General features: G+C 42.1%; 13 protein-coding genes. 6 read left to right on the top strand and 7 right to left on the bottom strand.

The genetic code is table 11. From position 1 onward, the window contains the following. Nucleotides 1–52: 52 nt before the first annotated feature. Together AC5JMF_RS10760 and tmk are read right to left on the bottom strand one after the other, a co-directional pair. Nucleotides 53–475 carry a DUF4112 domain-containing protein gene (locus AC5JMF_RS10760; protein ID WP_495795698.1) on the bottom strand — a complete coding sequence of 141 codons (423 nt, stop codon included), beginning with the start codon at nt 473–475 and terminating at the stop codon, nt 53–55. Between the two features lie 117 nt (nt 476–592). Next, a complete protein-coding gene (gene tmk / locus AC5JMF_RS10755; protein WP_495795697.1) occupies nt 593–1222 on the bottom strand; it encodes a dTMP kinase in 630 nt (209 codons plus the stop codon). 444 nt (nt 1223–1666) lie between these two features. On the opposite strand from tmk, the gene AC5JMF_RS10750 reads away from it, so the two are divergent. Continuing rightward, the gene (locus AC5JMF_RS10750; RefSeq protein ID WP_495795696.1) at nt 1667–2278 is read left to right on the top strand and encodes a helix-turn-helix domain-containing protein; all 612 of its coding nucleotides are present in this window, start codon (nt 1667–1669) and stop codon (nt 2276–2278) included. Nucleotides 2279–2470: 192 nt separating this feature from the next. Here the strand turns inward: AC5JMF_RS10750 and AC5JMF_RS10745 are convergent, their stop codons facing one another. Together AC5JMF_RS10745 and AC5JMF_RS10740 are read right to left on the bottom strand one after the other, a co-directional pair. Further along, the gene (locus tag AC5JMF_RS10745; RefSeq protein WP_495795695.1) at nt 2471–3556 is read right to left on the bottom strand and encodes a polyamine ABC transporter substrate-binding protein; all 1086 of its coding nucleotides are present in this window, start codon (nt 3554–3556) and stop codon (nt 2471–2473) included. A 286-nt stretch (nt 3557–3842) separates the two neighbouring features. Continuing rightward, nucleotides 3843–4964, bottom strand: coding sequence for an ABC transporter ATP-binding protein (locus AC5JMF_RS10740; protein ID WP_495795694.1), 1122 nt, complete (start codon nt 4962–4964; stop codon nt 3843–3845). 277 nt (nt 4965–5241) lie between these two features. Between AC5JMF_RS10740 and mrdA (AC5JMF_RS10735) the strand changes: the two genes are divergently transcribed. After that, nucleotides 5242–7077 carry a penicillin-binding protein 2 gene (mrdA, locus tag AC5JMF_RS10735; RefSeq protein WP_495795693.1) on the top strand — a complete coding sequence of 612 codons (1836 nt, stop codon included), beginning with the start codon at nt 5242–5244 and terminating at the stop codon, nt 7075–7077. Nucleotides 7078–7324: 247 nt separating this feature from the next. Then, nucleotides 7325–9163 carry a penicillin-binding protein 2 gene (gene mrdA, locus AC5JMF_RS10730; protein WP_495795692.1) on the top strand — a complete coding sequence of 613 codons (1839 nt, stop codon included), beginning with the start codon at nt 7325–7327 and terminating at the stop codon, nt 9161–9163. A gap of 24 nt (nt 9164–9187) precedes the next feature. Here the strand turns inward: mrdA (AC5JMF_RS10730) and AC5JMF_RS10725 are convergent, their stop codons facing one another. Beyond that, nucleotides 9188–9997 (bottom strand): M15 family metallopeptidase, encoded by an 810-nt coding sequence (locus AC5JMF_RS10725; RefSeq protein WP_495795691.1) that lies wholly within the window; start codon nt 9995–9997, stop codon nt 9188–9190. A 102-nt stretch (nt 9998–10099) separates the two neighbouring features. Between AC5JMF_RS10725 and AC5JMF_RS10720 the strand changes: the two genes are divergently transcribed. Then, nucleotides 10100–11017, top strand: a complete 918-nt coding sequence (locus AC5JMF_RS10720) for an AEC family transporter (protein WP_495795690.1) — start codon at nt 10100–10102, stop codon at nt 11015–11017. 308 nt (nt 11018–11325) lie between these two features. On the opposite strand, the gene AC5JMF_RS10715 is transcribed toward AC5JMF_RS10720, so the two are convergent. Continuing rightward, the gene (locus AC5JMF_RS10715; RefSeq protein ID WP_495795689.1) at nt 11326–11841 is read right to left on the bottom strand and encodes a phosphoribosyltransferase; all 516 of its coding nucleotides are present in this window, start codon (nt 11839–11841) and stop codon (nt 11326–11328) included. Between the two features lie 80 nt (nt 11842–11921). Here AC5JMF_RS10715 and AC5JMF_RS10710 point away from each other — a divergent pair, with 80 nt between their 5' ends. Together AC5JMF_RS10710 and AC5JMF_RS10705 are read left to right on the top strand one after the other, a co-directional pair. Then, nucleotides 11922–13376 carry an MFS transporter gene (locus AC5JMF_RS10710; protein ID WP_495795688.1) on the top strand — a complete coding sequence of 485 codons (1455 nt, stop codon included), beginning with the start codon at nt 11922–11924 and terminating at the stop codon, nt 13374–13376. 254 nt (nt 13377–13630) lie between these two features. Further along, nucleotides 13631–14500, top strand: a complete 870-nt coding sequence (locus tag AC5JMF_RS10705) for a DUF5895 domain-containing protein (RefSeq protein WP_495795701.1) — start codon at nt 13631–13633, stop codon at nt 14498–14500. A gap of 338 nt (nt 14501–14838) precedes the next feature. On the opposite strand, the gene mltA is transcribed toward AC5JMF_RS10705, so the two are convergent. Further along, entirely contained in the window at nt 14839–16104 is a 1266-nt protein-coding gene (gene mltA / locus AC5JMF_RS10700; protein ID WP_495795700.1) for a murein transglycosylase A, read from the bottom strand. Nucleotides 16105–16107 lie beyond the last annotated feature (3 nt).

Here is a 16107-nt window from a genome sequence, read left to right as displayed (position 1 = left end):
GGTAAGGCGATTAGCCTAAAATTTTACCCTTCAAAACTTTTCAAACATCCTCTTACACCCCTACACCCTTTGTTGGTTGGTTAACTTGATTTTGATAAACTTCTTCAAACACTTCTTCAAGTTCAGGTTCAACCACCATTAAATGTTGTTCTAAGATGGCTAAATTGCGAATATTAGACTTATAAAAAGCATCAAATAAATCGCCTACTAAGGGCACAGTACCCACTACTGCTTCTAAACCAACGTTAAAAATCATTTTCGCTAAATCTTGGTGCGGGATGCCAAAACGGGTAGCTAAAAATATGATGTAAGCTGAGAATACTGTACTGATTAAATCACCAGCACCAGGCACTAAACCAAGAATTGGGTCTAATCCAATATGAAAACCTGTCAAAGGAATGCGTATAGATGTATCCATCAGGCGGCTGAGTTTGCGGATGCGGTTGAGAGTAGTCAGGCGTTTGGCAGCGTCCATAATTTGCAATATTTGTACTATTTTTAAGTTGCACTAATTTTAGTTATTTGTGTTGTACCGCTGGAAAGAATTAATCTGAACTGATAGTAAAGAAATAGGAAATTTTGAAAAATAATTTCAAGATGGAAAGCGATCGCGCCAAATTTTCTGAATTACCTGATGTACAGCCTCTTGTTTCAAGTTACCATCTATCCGCACAATTCGAGCCGGATGAGATGTCGCTAACTCTGCATACCCTTGTTGGACGCGGCGATGAAAGGCAATTGTTTCCTGTTCAATGCGGTCTAGTCCGGCTTCATTCAAGCGTTTGCGTGCTAGTCCTACCTCGACATCAACATCCAGCCAGATAGTTAAATCACTTTGCAAACCACTTGTCGCGATAGAGTTGAGTTGCTCGATTAATTTCAAGCTTAAACCCCGACCATAACCTTGGTAAGCAATGGTAGAGTCGGTATAGCGATCGCATAAGATATATTTTCCAGCAGCTAAATGTGGTTTAAGTTCTTGCTCTACATGTTGCGAACGGTCAGCTGCATATAACAATAATTCTGTCACTTCCGCAATGGGTTTGTCTTCTGCCTTTTCTAGCAACAGGCGACGAAGTTGCAAGCCTAACTCCGTTCCCCCTGGTTCACGAGTCATCACCACAGACATTCCTAAACTCTCCAGCCACTGACAACAAAGTTGTATTTGGCTAGTTTTGCCGCAACCTTCTACCCCTTCAAATACAATAAATTTCCCACCCATGCTTTTTTAAGATTCGTTGCTAATAACCACCATAAATTATCTAGCATAGCGGTTCTCGGTGGCTTGCAACATAGCAATTTTCAATTATTCGTTGTGAAAAATTAGACTCCCGATTTCTTTGAGAAGTTGGGAGTCTGGACACAGCACATTTTCACAAATCAAAAAATAGCGGTTTCTCAAAATTTGCCAAAATACAATACATTTTTCTGCAATTTTGCAAACATGATTATGCACTAATCATTGATATATCTGGCATTTAAATATGCATAAAAGGTGAATGCATAATAGCTACATTTTTTTTACTCTGTATTTTGTGAGTGAAAAATATGATGAGCGATCGCCTAAATAATAGTGAACAATGAGTAACAAGAAAAATGAGTATTAATTAAAAATATTCTAACTTGTTATTCAGCGTTCAAAGTTTAATAGTTCAATTTTACGACTATGGATAACAAGCAAGTGAAACAAGAGATTCAACATCCAAATAGTTCTATAAATCAACTTTTAACACCATTTCAGCGCAAATTGTTGTTAAAAAGTCTGCAAGAAGATTTACCAACAATCTATCGCCAACGCATCCAAATTATTTTGCTTGCAGATGATGGTAAATCACAAACAGAAATTTGTCGAATCTTAGGATGTTGCCCGGCGACAGCTAGACATTGGCTACACATTGCCCGTACTGGTATGGCACATCAATGGCACTTATCACCAATTGGTCGTCCCAAGGCCGTGAACGAGGAATATTTAAAGCGATTGCAAGAACTAGTGAGCAAAAGTCCTCGTGAATATGGCTATGGTTTTCAGCGGTGGACAGCAAACTGGTTGAGCAAGCATTTAGCAAAAGAATTGGGCATCAAAATAAGCGATTGCCATATCAAACGGCTGTTAAAACAGATGGGATTATCCACAAAGCAAAAACCCGCTAATACCTCTGAAAATATATCTCAGCATAGCAGTTCGCAAATTTTAATTAATGATCTAAATCAGGAAATACTGGTAAATAATAATGAAAACCTACCACTTCACTTTTTACAATCAAAAACAGATTTTTAAATAGTTCCGTGGGTTTAAGTCCCCCGGTTCCATAATCGGTAAGTTTTGTGTTGGGGTTAAACCCCCATTACAAAACTTAATTACGCGCTTCGCAGCGGTAGCGAGTCCGCGATAGCGTTAGCGTAAAGCCTGCGGCATAGCTTCGCTTAGAGCGACACAGGAGCGTCGCGTCATTACGAATTACGAATTAATTTAACTACTAGTTAATTGAGTCCAATAGCGGTCGTAAATTTCTTCAGTTTGTCCTAAAGGAGTGATACGTTCACAATTGGTCAAAATTGACTCTGGGGGAAATAAATTAGCATTGTTTTTTATTCTTTTTGGTAATTGTTCAAATCCGGCACTATTTGGTGTGGAAATATTTAAACCTTTACTGATTTGGGCTGCTACTTCGGGTTGTAAAATAAAGTTGATCCAAGTATAAGCTCCGGCTAAATTCGGGGCTGATTTGGGAATTACAATGGTATCAGTCCATAATGAAGAACCACTACGAGGAATTACATATTTTAACTTGGGGTTTTCTTGAGATATTTTGACTGCATCAGTTGAGTAACACATTGCCATAAGTAAGTCTCCAGCCATAATTTGATTTTGCCAGGCATCGGTATCAAAAGCTGCGATCGCTGGTTTTAATAATGTCAACTTTTCATAAGCTTGTTTAATTTCTGTTGCGTTGCGTGAGTTATAGGAATAGCCCAGCATCCGCAACACTGCACCCATAACTTCTCTAACGTCATTGAGCAAAGTTATGCGTTTATTAAGTCGCTCTTGATTTTGCCATAAATATTCCCAATCTTCTGGTGCATCTTTGATTTTTTCAGAATTATAGATTAACCCCGTTGTCCCCCAATTAAAAGGAATACTATAACGATTATTGGGATCATAACTAGGATTACTAAATCGGGGTAACAAATTCTCTAAACCAATCAGGCGATCGTGATTTATTTCTACTAATAAATCCTTATCTACCATCTTCTGTACCATATAATCAGATGGATAGATAATGCTATAAGCCCCACCACCCCCAGCTTGTAATTTAGCTAGCATGACATCGTTAGAATCATACACATCTGCTAACACTTTCATGCCTGTTTGGGCACTAAATGTTTTGAATAGTTGTCTGTCAGTATATTGTGTCCAAGTATAGATATAAAGTTGGTCACGTTGACCAGAGTTAATAGAAGTAGCTCTGACATCAGCCAGCTTCCAACCACAACTAGTTAAAGACAAACTAGAAAGTGTTGCTAGTCCTTTTAAAAATTGTCGTCTTGTAGTCATTTTCAATAGTCAAAATCCTCCAGTTTTAACCACTTCCGTGGGTTTAAGTCCCCCGATTCCATAACCGGCAAGTTTTGTGTTGGGGTCAAATTCCCATTACAAAACTTAATTACGAATTATGAATTACGAATTATGAATTACGAATTATGAATTACGAATTACGAATTATTTAACCGCTGGGCGTACTTTAAATGCCAACTCAGAACGATAAAAACAAACATCAAATTCTAGAAAGTTGAAGTTACAGTTTCAACTATATAAATTTCAGCAACTTCGGCACAGAGGATCATAATGCTAAAGAATCAGTTTCTGCCCACCAAACATATATAAGTGTATCTTGGTCTGGTAAGCTACCAAAAGTATTGGGTTGTAAAACATTAATTTTGATGCCGTTTGTTAATTCGACAACATAATTAACATGAGTACCCAAATACATGATATTGTTCAGCTTTCCTTCAAAGTAGTTTGTTGGTAAAGTGGGTGGATAAAGTGAAAGCTGGATTTTTTCTGGACGTACACTAACTACTACTGTTTTTGATAGCTCAGTTGGTGTTTCTTCGGTGCGATTAACAACAATTGTCAGTCCTGTTTTGGTCGCAACTTTGATATTAGAAGAGTCCACTTCCACGATTTCACCAGTGAATAAATTAGTCTCACCGATAAAATCAGCGACAAAGGGTGTTTGGGGACATTCATAAATTTGGCTGGGAGTGCCAATTTGCTCTATTTTGCCTTGATTCATCACGGCAATGCGATCGCTCAACGATAGCGCCTCTTCTTGGTCGTGTGTCACCATCACAAAGGTTAATCCCAAGTCCTTGTGTAAATTTGACAACTCAACCTGCATTTCCTTACGTAGCTTTAAATCTAACGCCCCCAATGGCTCATCCAGCAGCAAGACAGCAGGACGATTGACCAAAGCCCTTGCTAGGGCGACCCTCTGCTGTTGACCACCAGAAAGTTGACTAGGAGAACGCGATCGCAAACTCTCCATTTTCACTAGTTTCAATGCTTCTTGGACTCTATTTTCAATTTCTGATTTGCGTAATTTTTTTAACCGCAGTCCAAAAGCGATATTGTCCCACACATTCAGGTGGTTAAACAGAGCATAACTTTGAAATACAGTATTTACGGGTCTGCGGTAAGGGGGCACATTAGTCATCGACTTGCCCTGAATCAATACTTTACCAGCATCAGCCCGTTCAAATCCAGCGATTAAACGTAGCGTAGTAGTTTTACCACAACCAGAAGGGCCGAGAATACTAAAAAATTCTCCCTGTTTGATATCCAAGTCTATACCGTGGACTGCTAGTTCTTGGTTAAAGAACTTGAAAACATTACGCAACTCAACATCAAGTGGCTGAAAACTTGTTATCCCCCTCTGATTTTGCATGACAGTTTGAGCCATAATCCTCAGTAGAATGCCGTGATCTTACGTAGTGGAATCAATCAAAAATAGTCTAAAAATGTATAAAAGATGAAGGATATAATTTTTATTCCTTCCGCGCCAGTTAAACCTAGTAGATTTCTCCGTTGACTTTTAACTTCATCCTTTATACTTCACTTTTTATCTTCTGGGTCAAAGGAACTGGGAAGCAAAAAAATTATGGTTTCTGCTTTGGCCTCCTAAATTTTAGAAAACTTCTCTAGCCTCTAGTCCCTAGTCCCTAACCCCTACTCATCTTATGCCTTTATCACCATCATCTCTACTTGGGAGCAGAAAAGATACACGCACAGTCGGGCGTGGTCTCCAACCAGTATTTCTAATTATGTTTACTCTATTAATGGTTGGCGGTATTGAAGCTCGTTTGACTTATTTACAAATTATAGAAGGGCCGAAACTCCGTGCCAGAGCAGAAACAAACCGGATTCAGATCATCCCAAAACAGCCAGAAAGAGGTAATATTTTTGACCGTAATGGCAAACTTTTAGCGAGTACTCGTTATCCGCATTCTGTATATTTGTGGCCAATGGCACATACCAAACCTTCATGGTCGGTTGTCGGTCGGCGTCTATCACAAATTCTCAACATTCCCCAAGAGGAGATGGAAAGCAAATTAGAAGAGGCAGGTGCTAATTCTTCGTCGCTGATTCGGATTGCTCGTGATGTTAATGAATCACAAATTACAGCATTAAAAGAATATAAAAGTGAACTTAAAGACGTAGAAATAAATACTGATGCGGTACGCTACTATCCCCACGGTCAAGCATTAGCTCATGTGTTAGGTTACACACGGGAGTTAACTGCTGAACAGTTAAAAACAAAGAAGCAGGAAGGCTATCGATTAGGCGATGTCATTGGCCAGATGGGCATAGAAAAAGCTTATGAAAAATCACTGCGAGGCGAGTGGGGTGGTCAGCAAGTAGAGGTAGATGGTGCTGGACGCCCGCAAAAAGTTTTGGGAGAAAAACAAGCAAAAGCTGGTAACGATTTACACTTGACTATAGATTTGGACTTGCAACAAGCAGCGGTCAAAGCTTTAGGAAATCTGCGAGGTGCGATCGTAGTATTAGACCCCAATAACGGTGCGGTTTTAGCAATGGTATCTTATCCCACCTTTGATCCGAATATTTTCTCGAAGCAGAAATTGAGTCAACAAGATTGGGAAAGCGTACAAAGTAAAGACCATCCCTTGGTGAATCGAGTCCTTAGCGCCTTTCCACCCGCCAGCACTTTTAAAATTGTGACTACAACTGCTGGGATAGAATCGGGTGAATTTTCACCGGGTACAGTATTACAAACCTTCGGTTATCTCACCATCGGCGGAGTAACTTTTGGTGAGTGGAATCACGCCGGATTTGGGCCGTTGGGATTTCCTGGTGCGATCGCCATGAGTAGTGATACCTTCTTTTATCAGGTTGGGAAAAAAGTCGGTGGCCCGACTTTAATTGAATGGAGTCGCAAATATGGATTTGGGCAAAAAACAGGCATAGAGTTTGCCAGTGAAGAAGCAAAAGGCTTGGTTCCAGATGAAATTTGGAAGCAGAAAGCATGGAAAATACCTTGGACTATCGGTGACACTATAAACATGTCAATTGGTCAAGGTGCTTTACAAGTCACACCCCTGCAAGCAGCGATTATGTTTGCGGTTCCTGCTAATGGTGGATATCGAGTTAAGCCGCACTTACTCAAGGACAATCAAGCCGCAAAAAATTGGCGAGAATCCTTGAACATGAAGCCAGAAACTATCAAAGTTCTCCGTGAGGGACTACGCAAAGTCATCAGTGATGGTACAGGTAAGCGCTTAAACGTGCCATCGATTCCCCCAGCTGCTGGTAAGAGTGGTACTGCGGAAGCTGGTACTGGTCGCCCAAATCATACTTGGTTTGGTGCTTATGCCCCCAGCAATCAGCCAGAGATTCTAGTTGTCGCTTTTGGTGAAAACTCCGGTGAGCATGGTGGTACGGTCTGCGGGCCGATGGTTTTACAGGTTTTAGAGGCTTATTTTCAACATAAGTATCCAGGCAGATATGAAAAACCTAAACTAGAGAAATCAGTAGCTCAAACTCAAGTAGATTAACAAGACTTATGTAACTGGTGTAAATATATTTTGCGATCGCACTTCCAGAAAAGGGACAGGAATTTGACATCTTTCCCCTGCCTCTTTGGTCAAGGTTTTCTGAACTTTTGACTTTGGACAAATTCTACTGGCGTAATCCAGCTAAAATGATGTGATATAAAACTCTCGTGTAAGCTCTTTAACCCGCACCGGACGGGCGAGACGCCCATCCCACAAGAGATTGTAAATTCCTATTTAGTTTTATTTTATGACCCTATTACAGCCTTCTCCACTTGGGAGAAAAAAAGATACTCGTACAGTAGGACGCAGTTCTCAGTCTGTATTCTTCATAATATTTACATTATTAATGGTAAGCGGTATTGGCTTACGATTGGCATATCTGCAAATTATCGAAGGGGCACAATATCGCAAATTAGCAGAGGGAAACAGAATTAGGATGATCCCCAAGCATCCAGAAAGGGGTAATATTTTTGACCGTAATGGCAAACTTTTAGCTAGTACTCGCTACCCTCGTTCTGTATACTTATGGCCGATGGCACATAACAGACCCTCGTGGCCGATTGTCGGGCGGCGTTTATCGCAAATTCTAGATATGCCTCAAGAAGAGATGGAAAAGAAGCTAGAAGAGGCAGGTGCTAACTCTTCTTCACTCATTCGGATTGCTCGTGATTTAAATGAAGCGCAAATTACCGCCTTGAAAGAATATACATCGGAACTTCAAGACGTAGAAATTCATACAGAAGCAGTACGTTACTATCCCCATGGTAAAGAATTAGCACACATATTAGGTTATACGCGAGAACTAACTGCCGAACAATTAAAACAAAAGAAGCAAGAAGGCTACCGATTAGGTGATGTCATTGGTCAGATGGGAATCGAAAAAGCTTATGAGAAATCACTGCGGGGTGAGTGGGGTGGTCAGCAGGTCGAGGTAGACGGTGCTGGAAGACCGCAAAAGGTTTTAGGAGAAAAGCAAGCAAAAGCTGGTACTGACTTGCACTTGACAATCGATTTAGATATGCAAAAAGCAGCAGAAAAAGCTTTAAATGGCCGTGACGGTGCGATCGTCGCATTAGATCCCAAAAATGGTGCCATTTTAGCAATGGTATCTCACCCCACCTTCGACCCGAATATTTTCTCTAAACAGAAACTTAGTCAAAAAGATTGGCAAACTGTACAAGGTGCTGACCATCCCTTGGTTAATCGTGCCTTGAGTGCCTTTCCACCCGCTAGCACTTTTAAAATTGTCACCGCTACAGCCGGTTTAGAATCAGGTAAATTTTCCCCTAGTACAGTACTACAAACCTACGGTTCTTTGAATATTGGTGGTACCCGCTTTGGTGAGTGGAATCACGCCGGGTTCGGCCCGTTGGGTTTTGTTGGGGCCTTACAGTGGAGTAGTGATACCTTCTTCTATCAAATTGGTAGGGGAGTTGGTGGCCCAACTTTGATTGAATGGACTCGCAAATATGGATTTGGCAAGAAAACCGGCGTTGAATTTGCCTCAGAAGAAACAAAGGGTTTAGTGCCAGATGAGACATGGAAGCAAAAAGTTTGGAAAATGCCCTGGACTGTAGGTGACAGCATTAATATGTCAATTGGTCAAGGTGCTTTGCAAACTACTCCACTACAAGTTGCAGTTATGTTTGCTGTACCAGCCAATGGCGGCTACCGAGTCCAGCCACATTTACTTAAAGACAACGAAGAAGCAAAAAGTTGGCGAGAATCTTTAAATATGAAGCCGACAACTATCAAAATTCTCCGTGAGGGACTGCGGAAAGTAGTTGCCGAGGGAACAGGTAAAGTTTTGAATCAGCCAACAATTCCGCCAGTATCTGGCAAAAGTGGCACAGCTGAAGCATGGAAGCGTGGCGTCAAACAAAATCACGCTTGGTTTGGTGCTTATGCGCCTGCCGACAAGCCAGAAATTTTAATTGTGGCATTTGCCGAACATTCTGGTGGTGGTGGTGGTAGTGTTGCAGCACCGATGATTTTGCAAATTATGGAAGACTATTTTCAGCGCAAGTACCCAGGTAAGTTTCAGAAACCAGAGGTAGAGAAATTAGAGAACAAGCGGCACAATTGAATAACGGTTGATTTGAGTAATCTTTTATTGAGCTACCTTATCGGTTTTGAGATTTTTGGCTCTGTAGAACATTTCTAAGCTATCGCGATCGCCTACATAACGCCAGTGCCAAGGCTCATAACTCACGCCTTGAACATTGTCTTTGGGAAAGGACATCTCAAAGCCAAAACGTGCTGCATTTGCTTGCAGCCATTGGTAAGCTTTGGTATTGTCAAAGTTGGTTTGGAGATTGGTTGCTGGTACTGCCCCGTCACCAAGGTCTACCGCATAACCTGTATGATGTTCGCTATAACCAGGAGGAGCGCTCAAGGCAGCACGTTCTGTTGGTACTTGATTTCGCTGCGCCCCAACCCCAAAAAATAACTGTTCTTGGTCTTTAACTGAGCGAAAGCCAGAAATTGGTATTAAAGTGATTCCTGCACTCCGCGCAGCCCTCACCATTTCCTGTAACTTTTGAGCAGCAGTTTTTCGCATCGTGATGCGCCCATTTGCGGAAATCGGCGCTAGTTCTGTCTGGGGTGCTTCTGGGTATGTTATGTGTCCTAACAAAGTATTGCCATTGCTCTGTTGATTAGCGGAATTCCCTGACGCTGGCGTCGCTGAATTAGCTAGTAAAGGTTGAGAAACAGTAGTTTGTTTAGGTGCAGTCAGAAAAAATATAAAACCACTAACTATAGACAGCAGTACAAATACTGAGATTCCCCCAACCAGCAAAATCCAGAGTTGCAACCTCATTGGTGCTGCATCAGGAGTATCACGTAAAGCAGCTGGGATATCGTCTTCAGGATCATTAGATGAGTTATGCGGTTTTCTAGAAAACCCAGCTCTATTCAAGGGTCAACTCCTGCTTTTGTTGAATTGCCATAACCGATTGTAGACTAGACGAAAATAGATGCAACAAGTAGCATTTTACTTCTGTCGTTCTTAGGTACAATCTTGACCAATCTTCTAGAACTATACGTCAAGCTGGGGGGATTAGTCCTGATTGGATTTATTTTGGGACGTGGGCTACCTCTCACAGTTCCCACCTTGTTAGCACAGTTACTTTTCTGGGTAGGGACACCCATAAGCATTGTATTTTTTTTACGACAAGCCGACCTATCACAACAAATTTGGATTGCTCCAGCGATCGCTCACCTAGCCATTTTACTAGGAGCATTTCTCGCTTGGGTAGGAATTAAAGGACAAGCCTATTTCAGAAACACTATCCCCCAACAATCAACACAAGGTAGTTTAATACTAGCTGCAATGGTGGGGAACACGGGCTACCTTGGCTTTCCCATTACTTTAACCATGGTAGGGGAGGAATACTTTGCTTGGGCGTTATTTTACGATTTACTAGGTTCTTTTTTGGGTTCATATAGCTTAGGAGTGGCACTAGGCGCACATTTTGGCGGTAGTGTCCAGAATTATTGGCAAATCACCAAAGCAATTTTAATTAATCCTGCTTTGTGGAGTTTCGGTTTTGGCTTACTATTTCGCCAGGTAACAATTCCCCCAATAGTAGAATTCTGCCTAGATAAATTGGCTTGGAGTGGTGTTGCTTTATCTCTAGTATTAATTGGGATGCGGCTGGCACTGCTCAAGTCTTGGCACAGCCTACCACAGGCAGGAATGAGTTTAGGAATCAAAATGCTACTAGTTCCCATGATTTTAGGCAGCACCTTACCACTGTTGGGATTAACTGGCCCCATAGCCCAAGTCATAGTGCTACAAATGGCAATGCCTCCAGCTTTCGCCACACTGATAATAGCCGAAACCTTCAATCTCGATCGCGATCTAGCAGTCACCGCCCTAGCCGCTGGGGTTATGGTACTATTAGCTACCATGCCACTTTGGCTGTGGTTGTTTTGATTTGCGATCGCTGATTTACCAAGAAGACGCGGAGACGCGGGGAAGGGGAGACGCGGAGCGCAACCCTTCTCAAGGTCGAAGCACTGGTCAAAAGCCCCCGACTAAAGTCGTGGAGGCAAAAAATGTTTTCCTTGCTTGAATCCCCTAGCTTTAGTTATGGGGACTCTCCGCGTCCCCCTTCGGGTGACGCTCGCAAGCTCGCTAACGCTGCGCTAACGCAGTCGCCTGCGGAGGGAAACCCTCCTTTACTCGCTGTCTCACCGCGTCCAAACGTCTCCGCGTCCTCATCAAAATCTCCCTCATCTCCCTCATCTCTCCATCACCTTCACCGCCAGTTCATCAAGGTTCATATACTCATAATGTTCAAAGGGTTGGTGAATCCAGGGGTTATCAGTTAGGTAATCGATATAGTAATCTGGTTTGATCACTGAACAGGCTTTATACCAAATTACAGCAGTCCGAATTTCCATAATTGGGAGATCACTATGCTGTTTGAGCCACGGGATAGTCTGCTGGAGTGTGATCCCAGAGTCTACTAAGTCATCAACTAAGAGAATGTGCGAACCTAACTGTTCAGTAGTCATTGTTAAGTGGCGAGAAAAAATTAAATCATTTCTTTCTTGTTTGCCAGGGCCGCTGTAAGAGGATGTTGCTAAAATTGCTAGCGGTTGCTGGTATATACGGGAGAGAATATCTCCTACTCGCAGCCCACCTCTGGCTAAACAGATAATTTGGTTGAACTCCCAGCCAGATTGATGAATTTGAACAGCCAGTTGCTCAATTTTTTGGTGATAGTCTGACCAAGAAACGTAAAGATCTGGCATATGTTTAAGGGAAGTGATGGATAAGATTGATAGTTTGTATGGAAAACAAACTTTTTATTTTAGTATGAGTGCAAAGTTTTATGAACGATTCTGCTGCTGATAGTGATGCTCAACGATCGCCTAAAAATGAAAAACTGGATTTCAAGACAAAACTGGCTTATGGTGCAGGAGATTTAGGCCCGGCGATTACTGCAAATATCTCTATCTTCTTTTTGCTAGTTTTCTTTACCAATGTCGCTGGTATCCCTGCTGGCTGGGCTGGCAGCATTTTACTGATTGGTAAAATCTGGGATGCAGTTAATGATCCCATCGTCGGTTTACTAACCGATAAAACAAAATCTCGTCATTGGGGGCGTCGTCTTCCTTGGTTGTTTTATGGGGCAATTCCCTTCGGCATATTCTTTTTCTTGCAGTGGATTGTACCGCGATTTAGTGCCGAACCGAGTAATAATATTTGGCCGTTGTTTTGGTATTACGTGGCAATTGGGGTGATATCTCAGGTATTTTACACCGTTGTGAATTTGCCTTACACAGCGATGACTCCAGAATTAACTCAAGATTACGATGAACGCACTAGCCTTAACAGCTTTCGTTTTACATTTTCTATTGGTGGCAGTATTCTGTCATTGATTTTATCGAAAATTGTTTTTTCTTTAATTAGCGATCGCCAGCAACAATATATAGTTTTAACAGCAGTTTGTACAATAATTTCGGTCTTAGGATTATATTGGTGTGTTTTTGGTACACGCGATCGCATCCTCGCCTTTGAAGCCAAACGTACCGAAATTGCCGAACCCCCATCTCTACCATTTATTGAACAGCTAAAAATTGTTTTCACCAATCGCCCTTTTCTATTTGTAATTGGTATATATCTTTTTTCTTGGTTAGCTGTGCAAATCACAGCTAGTAATATTCCCTTCTTTGCAATTTACTGCATGAAACTACAAGAATCAGACGTACCTACGGTGATGATTGCAGTGCAAGGAACTGCTTTAGCTATGTTATTTTTCTGGAGTGCTTTAAGTAAAAAAGTAGGAAAAAAACTTGTTTATTTTCTAGGAATGAGTTCATGGATAATCGCAGCCGCTGGACTATATTTCTTACAACCAGGTCAATTAGTTTTAATGTATATTATGGCTATCATGTCAGGCATTGGAGTTTCTACAGCTTATCTAGTTCCTTGGTCAATGATCCCCGATATTATTGAATTAGACGAACTCCAAACCGGTCAACGTCGGGAAGGAATTTTTTATAGTTTCATGGTTTTGTTGCAAAAGTTTGGTCTAGCTTTCGGGCTATTCTTAGTCGGAAATGCTTTGCAAGCATCTGGCTTTAAAGAAGCTGTAGCAGGAGCCAGTATATTACCAGATCAACCCGAATCAGCTCTATTTGCTATCCGCATCGCTGTTGGCCCTTTGCCTACAATTTGTTTAATTTGTGGCTTATTTATCACCTATTTTTACCCAATTACCCGCGAAATTCACGCCGAAATCCTGCTGAAACTCCAACAGCGGCGAGAGAGTGTAGGGGAATGAGGGAGACGCGGGGACGCCGGGACGCGGAGAATAATCAATAACAATTCCCCAGTCCCCAGTCCCCAGTCCCCAGTCCCCAGTCCCCAGTCCCCAGTCCCCATGACAAAGATTGCAATATTGATGGATTCTGGCTTACTCTGGAAAAACTACCATATCAATTTGAAGGAAGTTGCGATCGCCAGATTAACCTCTGCAAAGCCTTGCCTTCTAATATCAAGAAACTTGTTCGTTAAACCTTGCCAATGCCTAGAACGATGAAAGCATCTGCTAATTTCGACTTTGAGGACGATAAATTTAATGCACCGCCTTCTCAAGTTATCCCTTGGTGTCAGATGATTAATCCTCGTTATGGCACAGATGGGATGCAATCTTATGGTTTGGCAATTAAGCTAGATAATGCTCAAGCTGTTGGTTTCCAGCCAGATGAAAATTGGCAGCAAGTAGAACATGAATTTAGTTCTGGAGTCGAAACTGTCTTTATTAGCACCACTCCACAAATAGTCATCGTGCGTCGGGGGCCGTTATCTGTCAAAGACCGAGAAACCGGAATTAAACTCGGTACGCTCAGAGATAATTATGATGCTTTTTTAGCAGACAAGCTTAAATTTAAAACTTTTACTCGTTATCTAATTTTTTTGGTTGGCGAAGACAAAAAATTTTTACATCATTCACCACTACAATTAACTCTCAATGGTGCAGCAGGAGCGAGTTTCAGTAAAACCTACTGTGAGTTTCAACAAGGCAAAGTCCTCAGCGGTTTTGTTGCTGAACTAGAAAAGGCTTATGCCGGATACCGCAAGCAACCTTTAACACCAAAAGGCCCACTATTTCATGCTCACGGGATTTTTAGCCCCATCATTGAGTGTGAAGAAAGAGGTATAGAACCAAACACAGTTCTAGTAGCGTCAACTGTGGACTACAAACACCCCACAATTGGGACATTAACACAATACTTGATAGCTTCCGATTCTTCTGAGTCGGCAATAATTTGTAAAACTTTTGAAGAATACAAAGATTTTGCCAAGGAAACCGTAAAAACCGAAGCACCCAAAATGGCTATGGCAGGAGTTTCTAATTCTTACGTCTACCCCGATGAAGATGATTTTGGCTATCCGCCGTATTAGGGAGTGGGGAGTGGGGAGTAGGAAAGCAAATATGATTTAACTTCGCGGTAATTGAATCTCGACTTCGTGGTAGTTGAGCTTAGTCGCCACCGTATTAGGGAGTGGGGAGTGGGGAGTGGGGAGTAGGAAAGCAAATATGATTCAACTTCGCGGTAATTGAATCTCGACTTCGTGGTAGTTGAGCTTAGTCGAAACTCGATTTCCGCGTAGCCGAAACTCACCAACCGGGGAATAAGGGAGATAAGAAGCAGGAGGCAGGGAGCAGGCGAAGTTATGAAGAATTAATACTTAATTCCTAATTCCCCACTCCCTACTCCCTACTCCCCACTCCCTACTCCCTACTTCTTCAACAGCAGATAATATAGTGAACCATTACCACCTGTAATGCCAGCACGATCGCCTGCTAGTTTACCAGTTCCCATAAAATAATCTACTCTTCCTGGCCCTTTGATGGCGCTGCCTGTATCTTGATCTAATACAAAGCGGCTGACAGTCCGAGACTCCAGTCCCCCAGAACCATTGGGATAAGGAAATGAGTTATGAATCAGTGCTAGTGCCCCTGGAGGCATGAGAGATTTATCTGTAGCGATGGAACGCTCTGCTGTCACTGGTACGTGTATACTACCTGTGGCTGGTGTACCGCTAGTTTCTTTGAAAAAAACAAACCTCTCCCAGCGTGGTAGATAGTTACTCAATTCCTGTGGCTGTTGGCGGAAAAAACTGATCAAGCGGGGCATTGTCAAACCTTCTAGCGGCAGCTTGCCATCTTTGGCCAGTTCTTTACCTATGCTTGTCCAAGGATAGTCTGTACCACCAGCGTAACCAACAGATGTTGCTTTGCCGTTGGCTAGCCTGATTTGGGCAGAACCTTGGATGTGTACCATGTATGCGTCTAAGCGATCGCGCATCCAAAATAATTCTAAACCGCGTAACTGACTTTTATCTCCCAATAAACCATCTTGCCCTTCCAAATCAATTCTTTTGGGATGGGGTTTAGCCCATTGGCTGAAATCTGGCGGCAGTCGATAAAGGGGATACTTATAGATTGCAGTGCGTACGCGGCTAGCTGTATAAATAGGCTCGTAGTAAGCAGTAAATTTAACAGTACCCTTGCCATCATTACCCATTGATTTGTAAAAAACAAATTCCCGGCGGACAGCAGATTGCAGTTGCGCTGTGGACTTAGAATAGACCACCAATTGACGAAAGCGTAGCAAACTGCGACGAACGCGATCAAGTGTAATCCCTTGAATGGGATAATTTTGATAGACTGCGATCGCCTCATCCTTTGCTAAGTAACGTAGACTATTGTCAATTGAAGCTAACAACGCTTTGCGATCGCCTAGCTTACCCCTTTGACTAAAAATTTGCTCATCCCAACCCAAGCATAAATGTCGAGGTGTACAATCGCTGCCAATATCGGTTAGTTTTAGCGGCGGAACTTCAACTTTAGGATTGGTCAATGGAGGCAGCGGTCTTAACTTAGGAGTAGTCGGTAATGGCAACGGTGGTGGTAAGTTAGGAACCTGAGCAACAGAAGACCAAAAAGGATTTACAACGGCAATTCCTAGACTCAAGGAAAGCAAAGCAAGGGTTTTTCTCATCAT

The sequence above is a fragment of the Desmonostoc vinosum genome (assembly GCF_059505385.1).
This window is presented reverse-complemented; position numbering and strand designations above follow the sequence as displayed.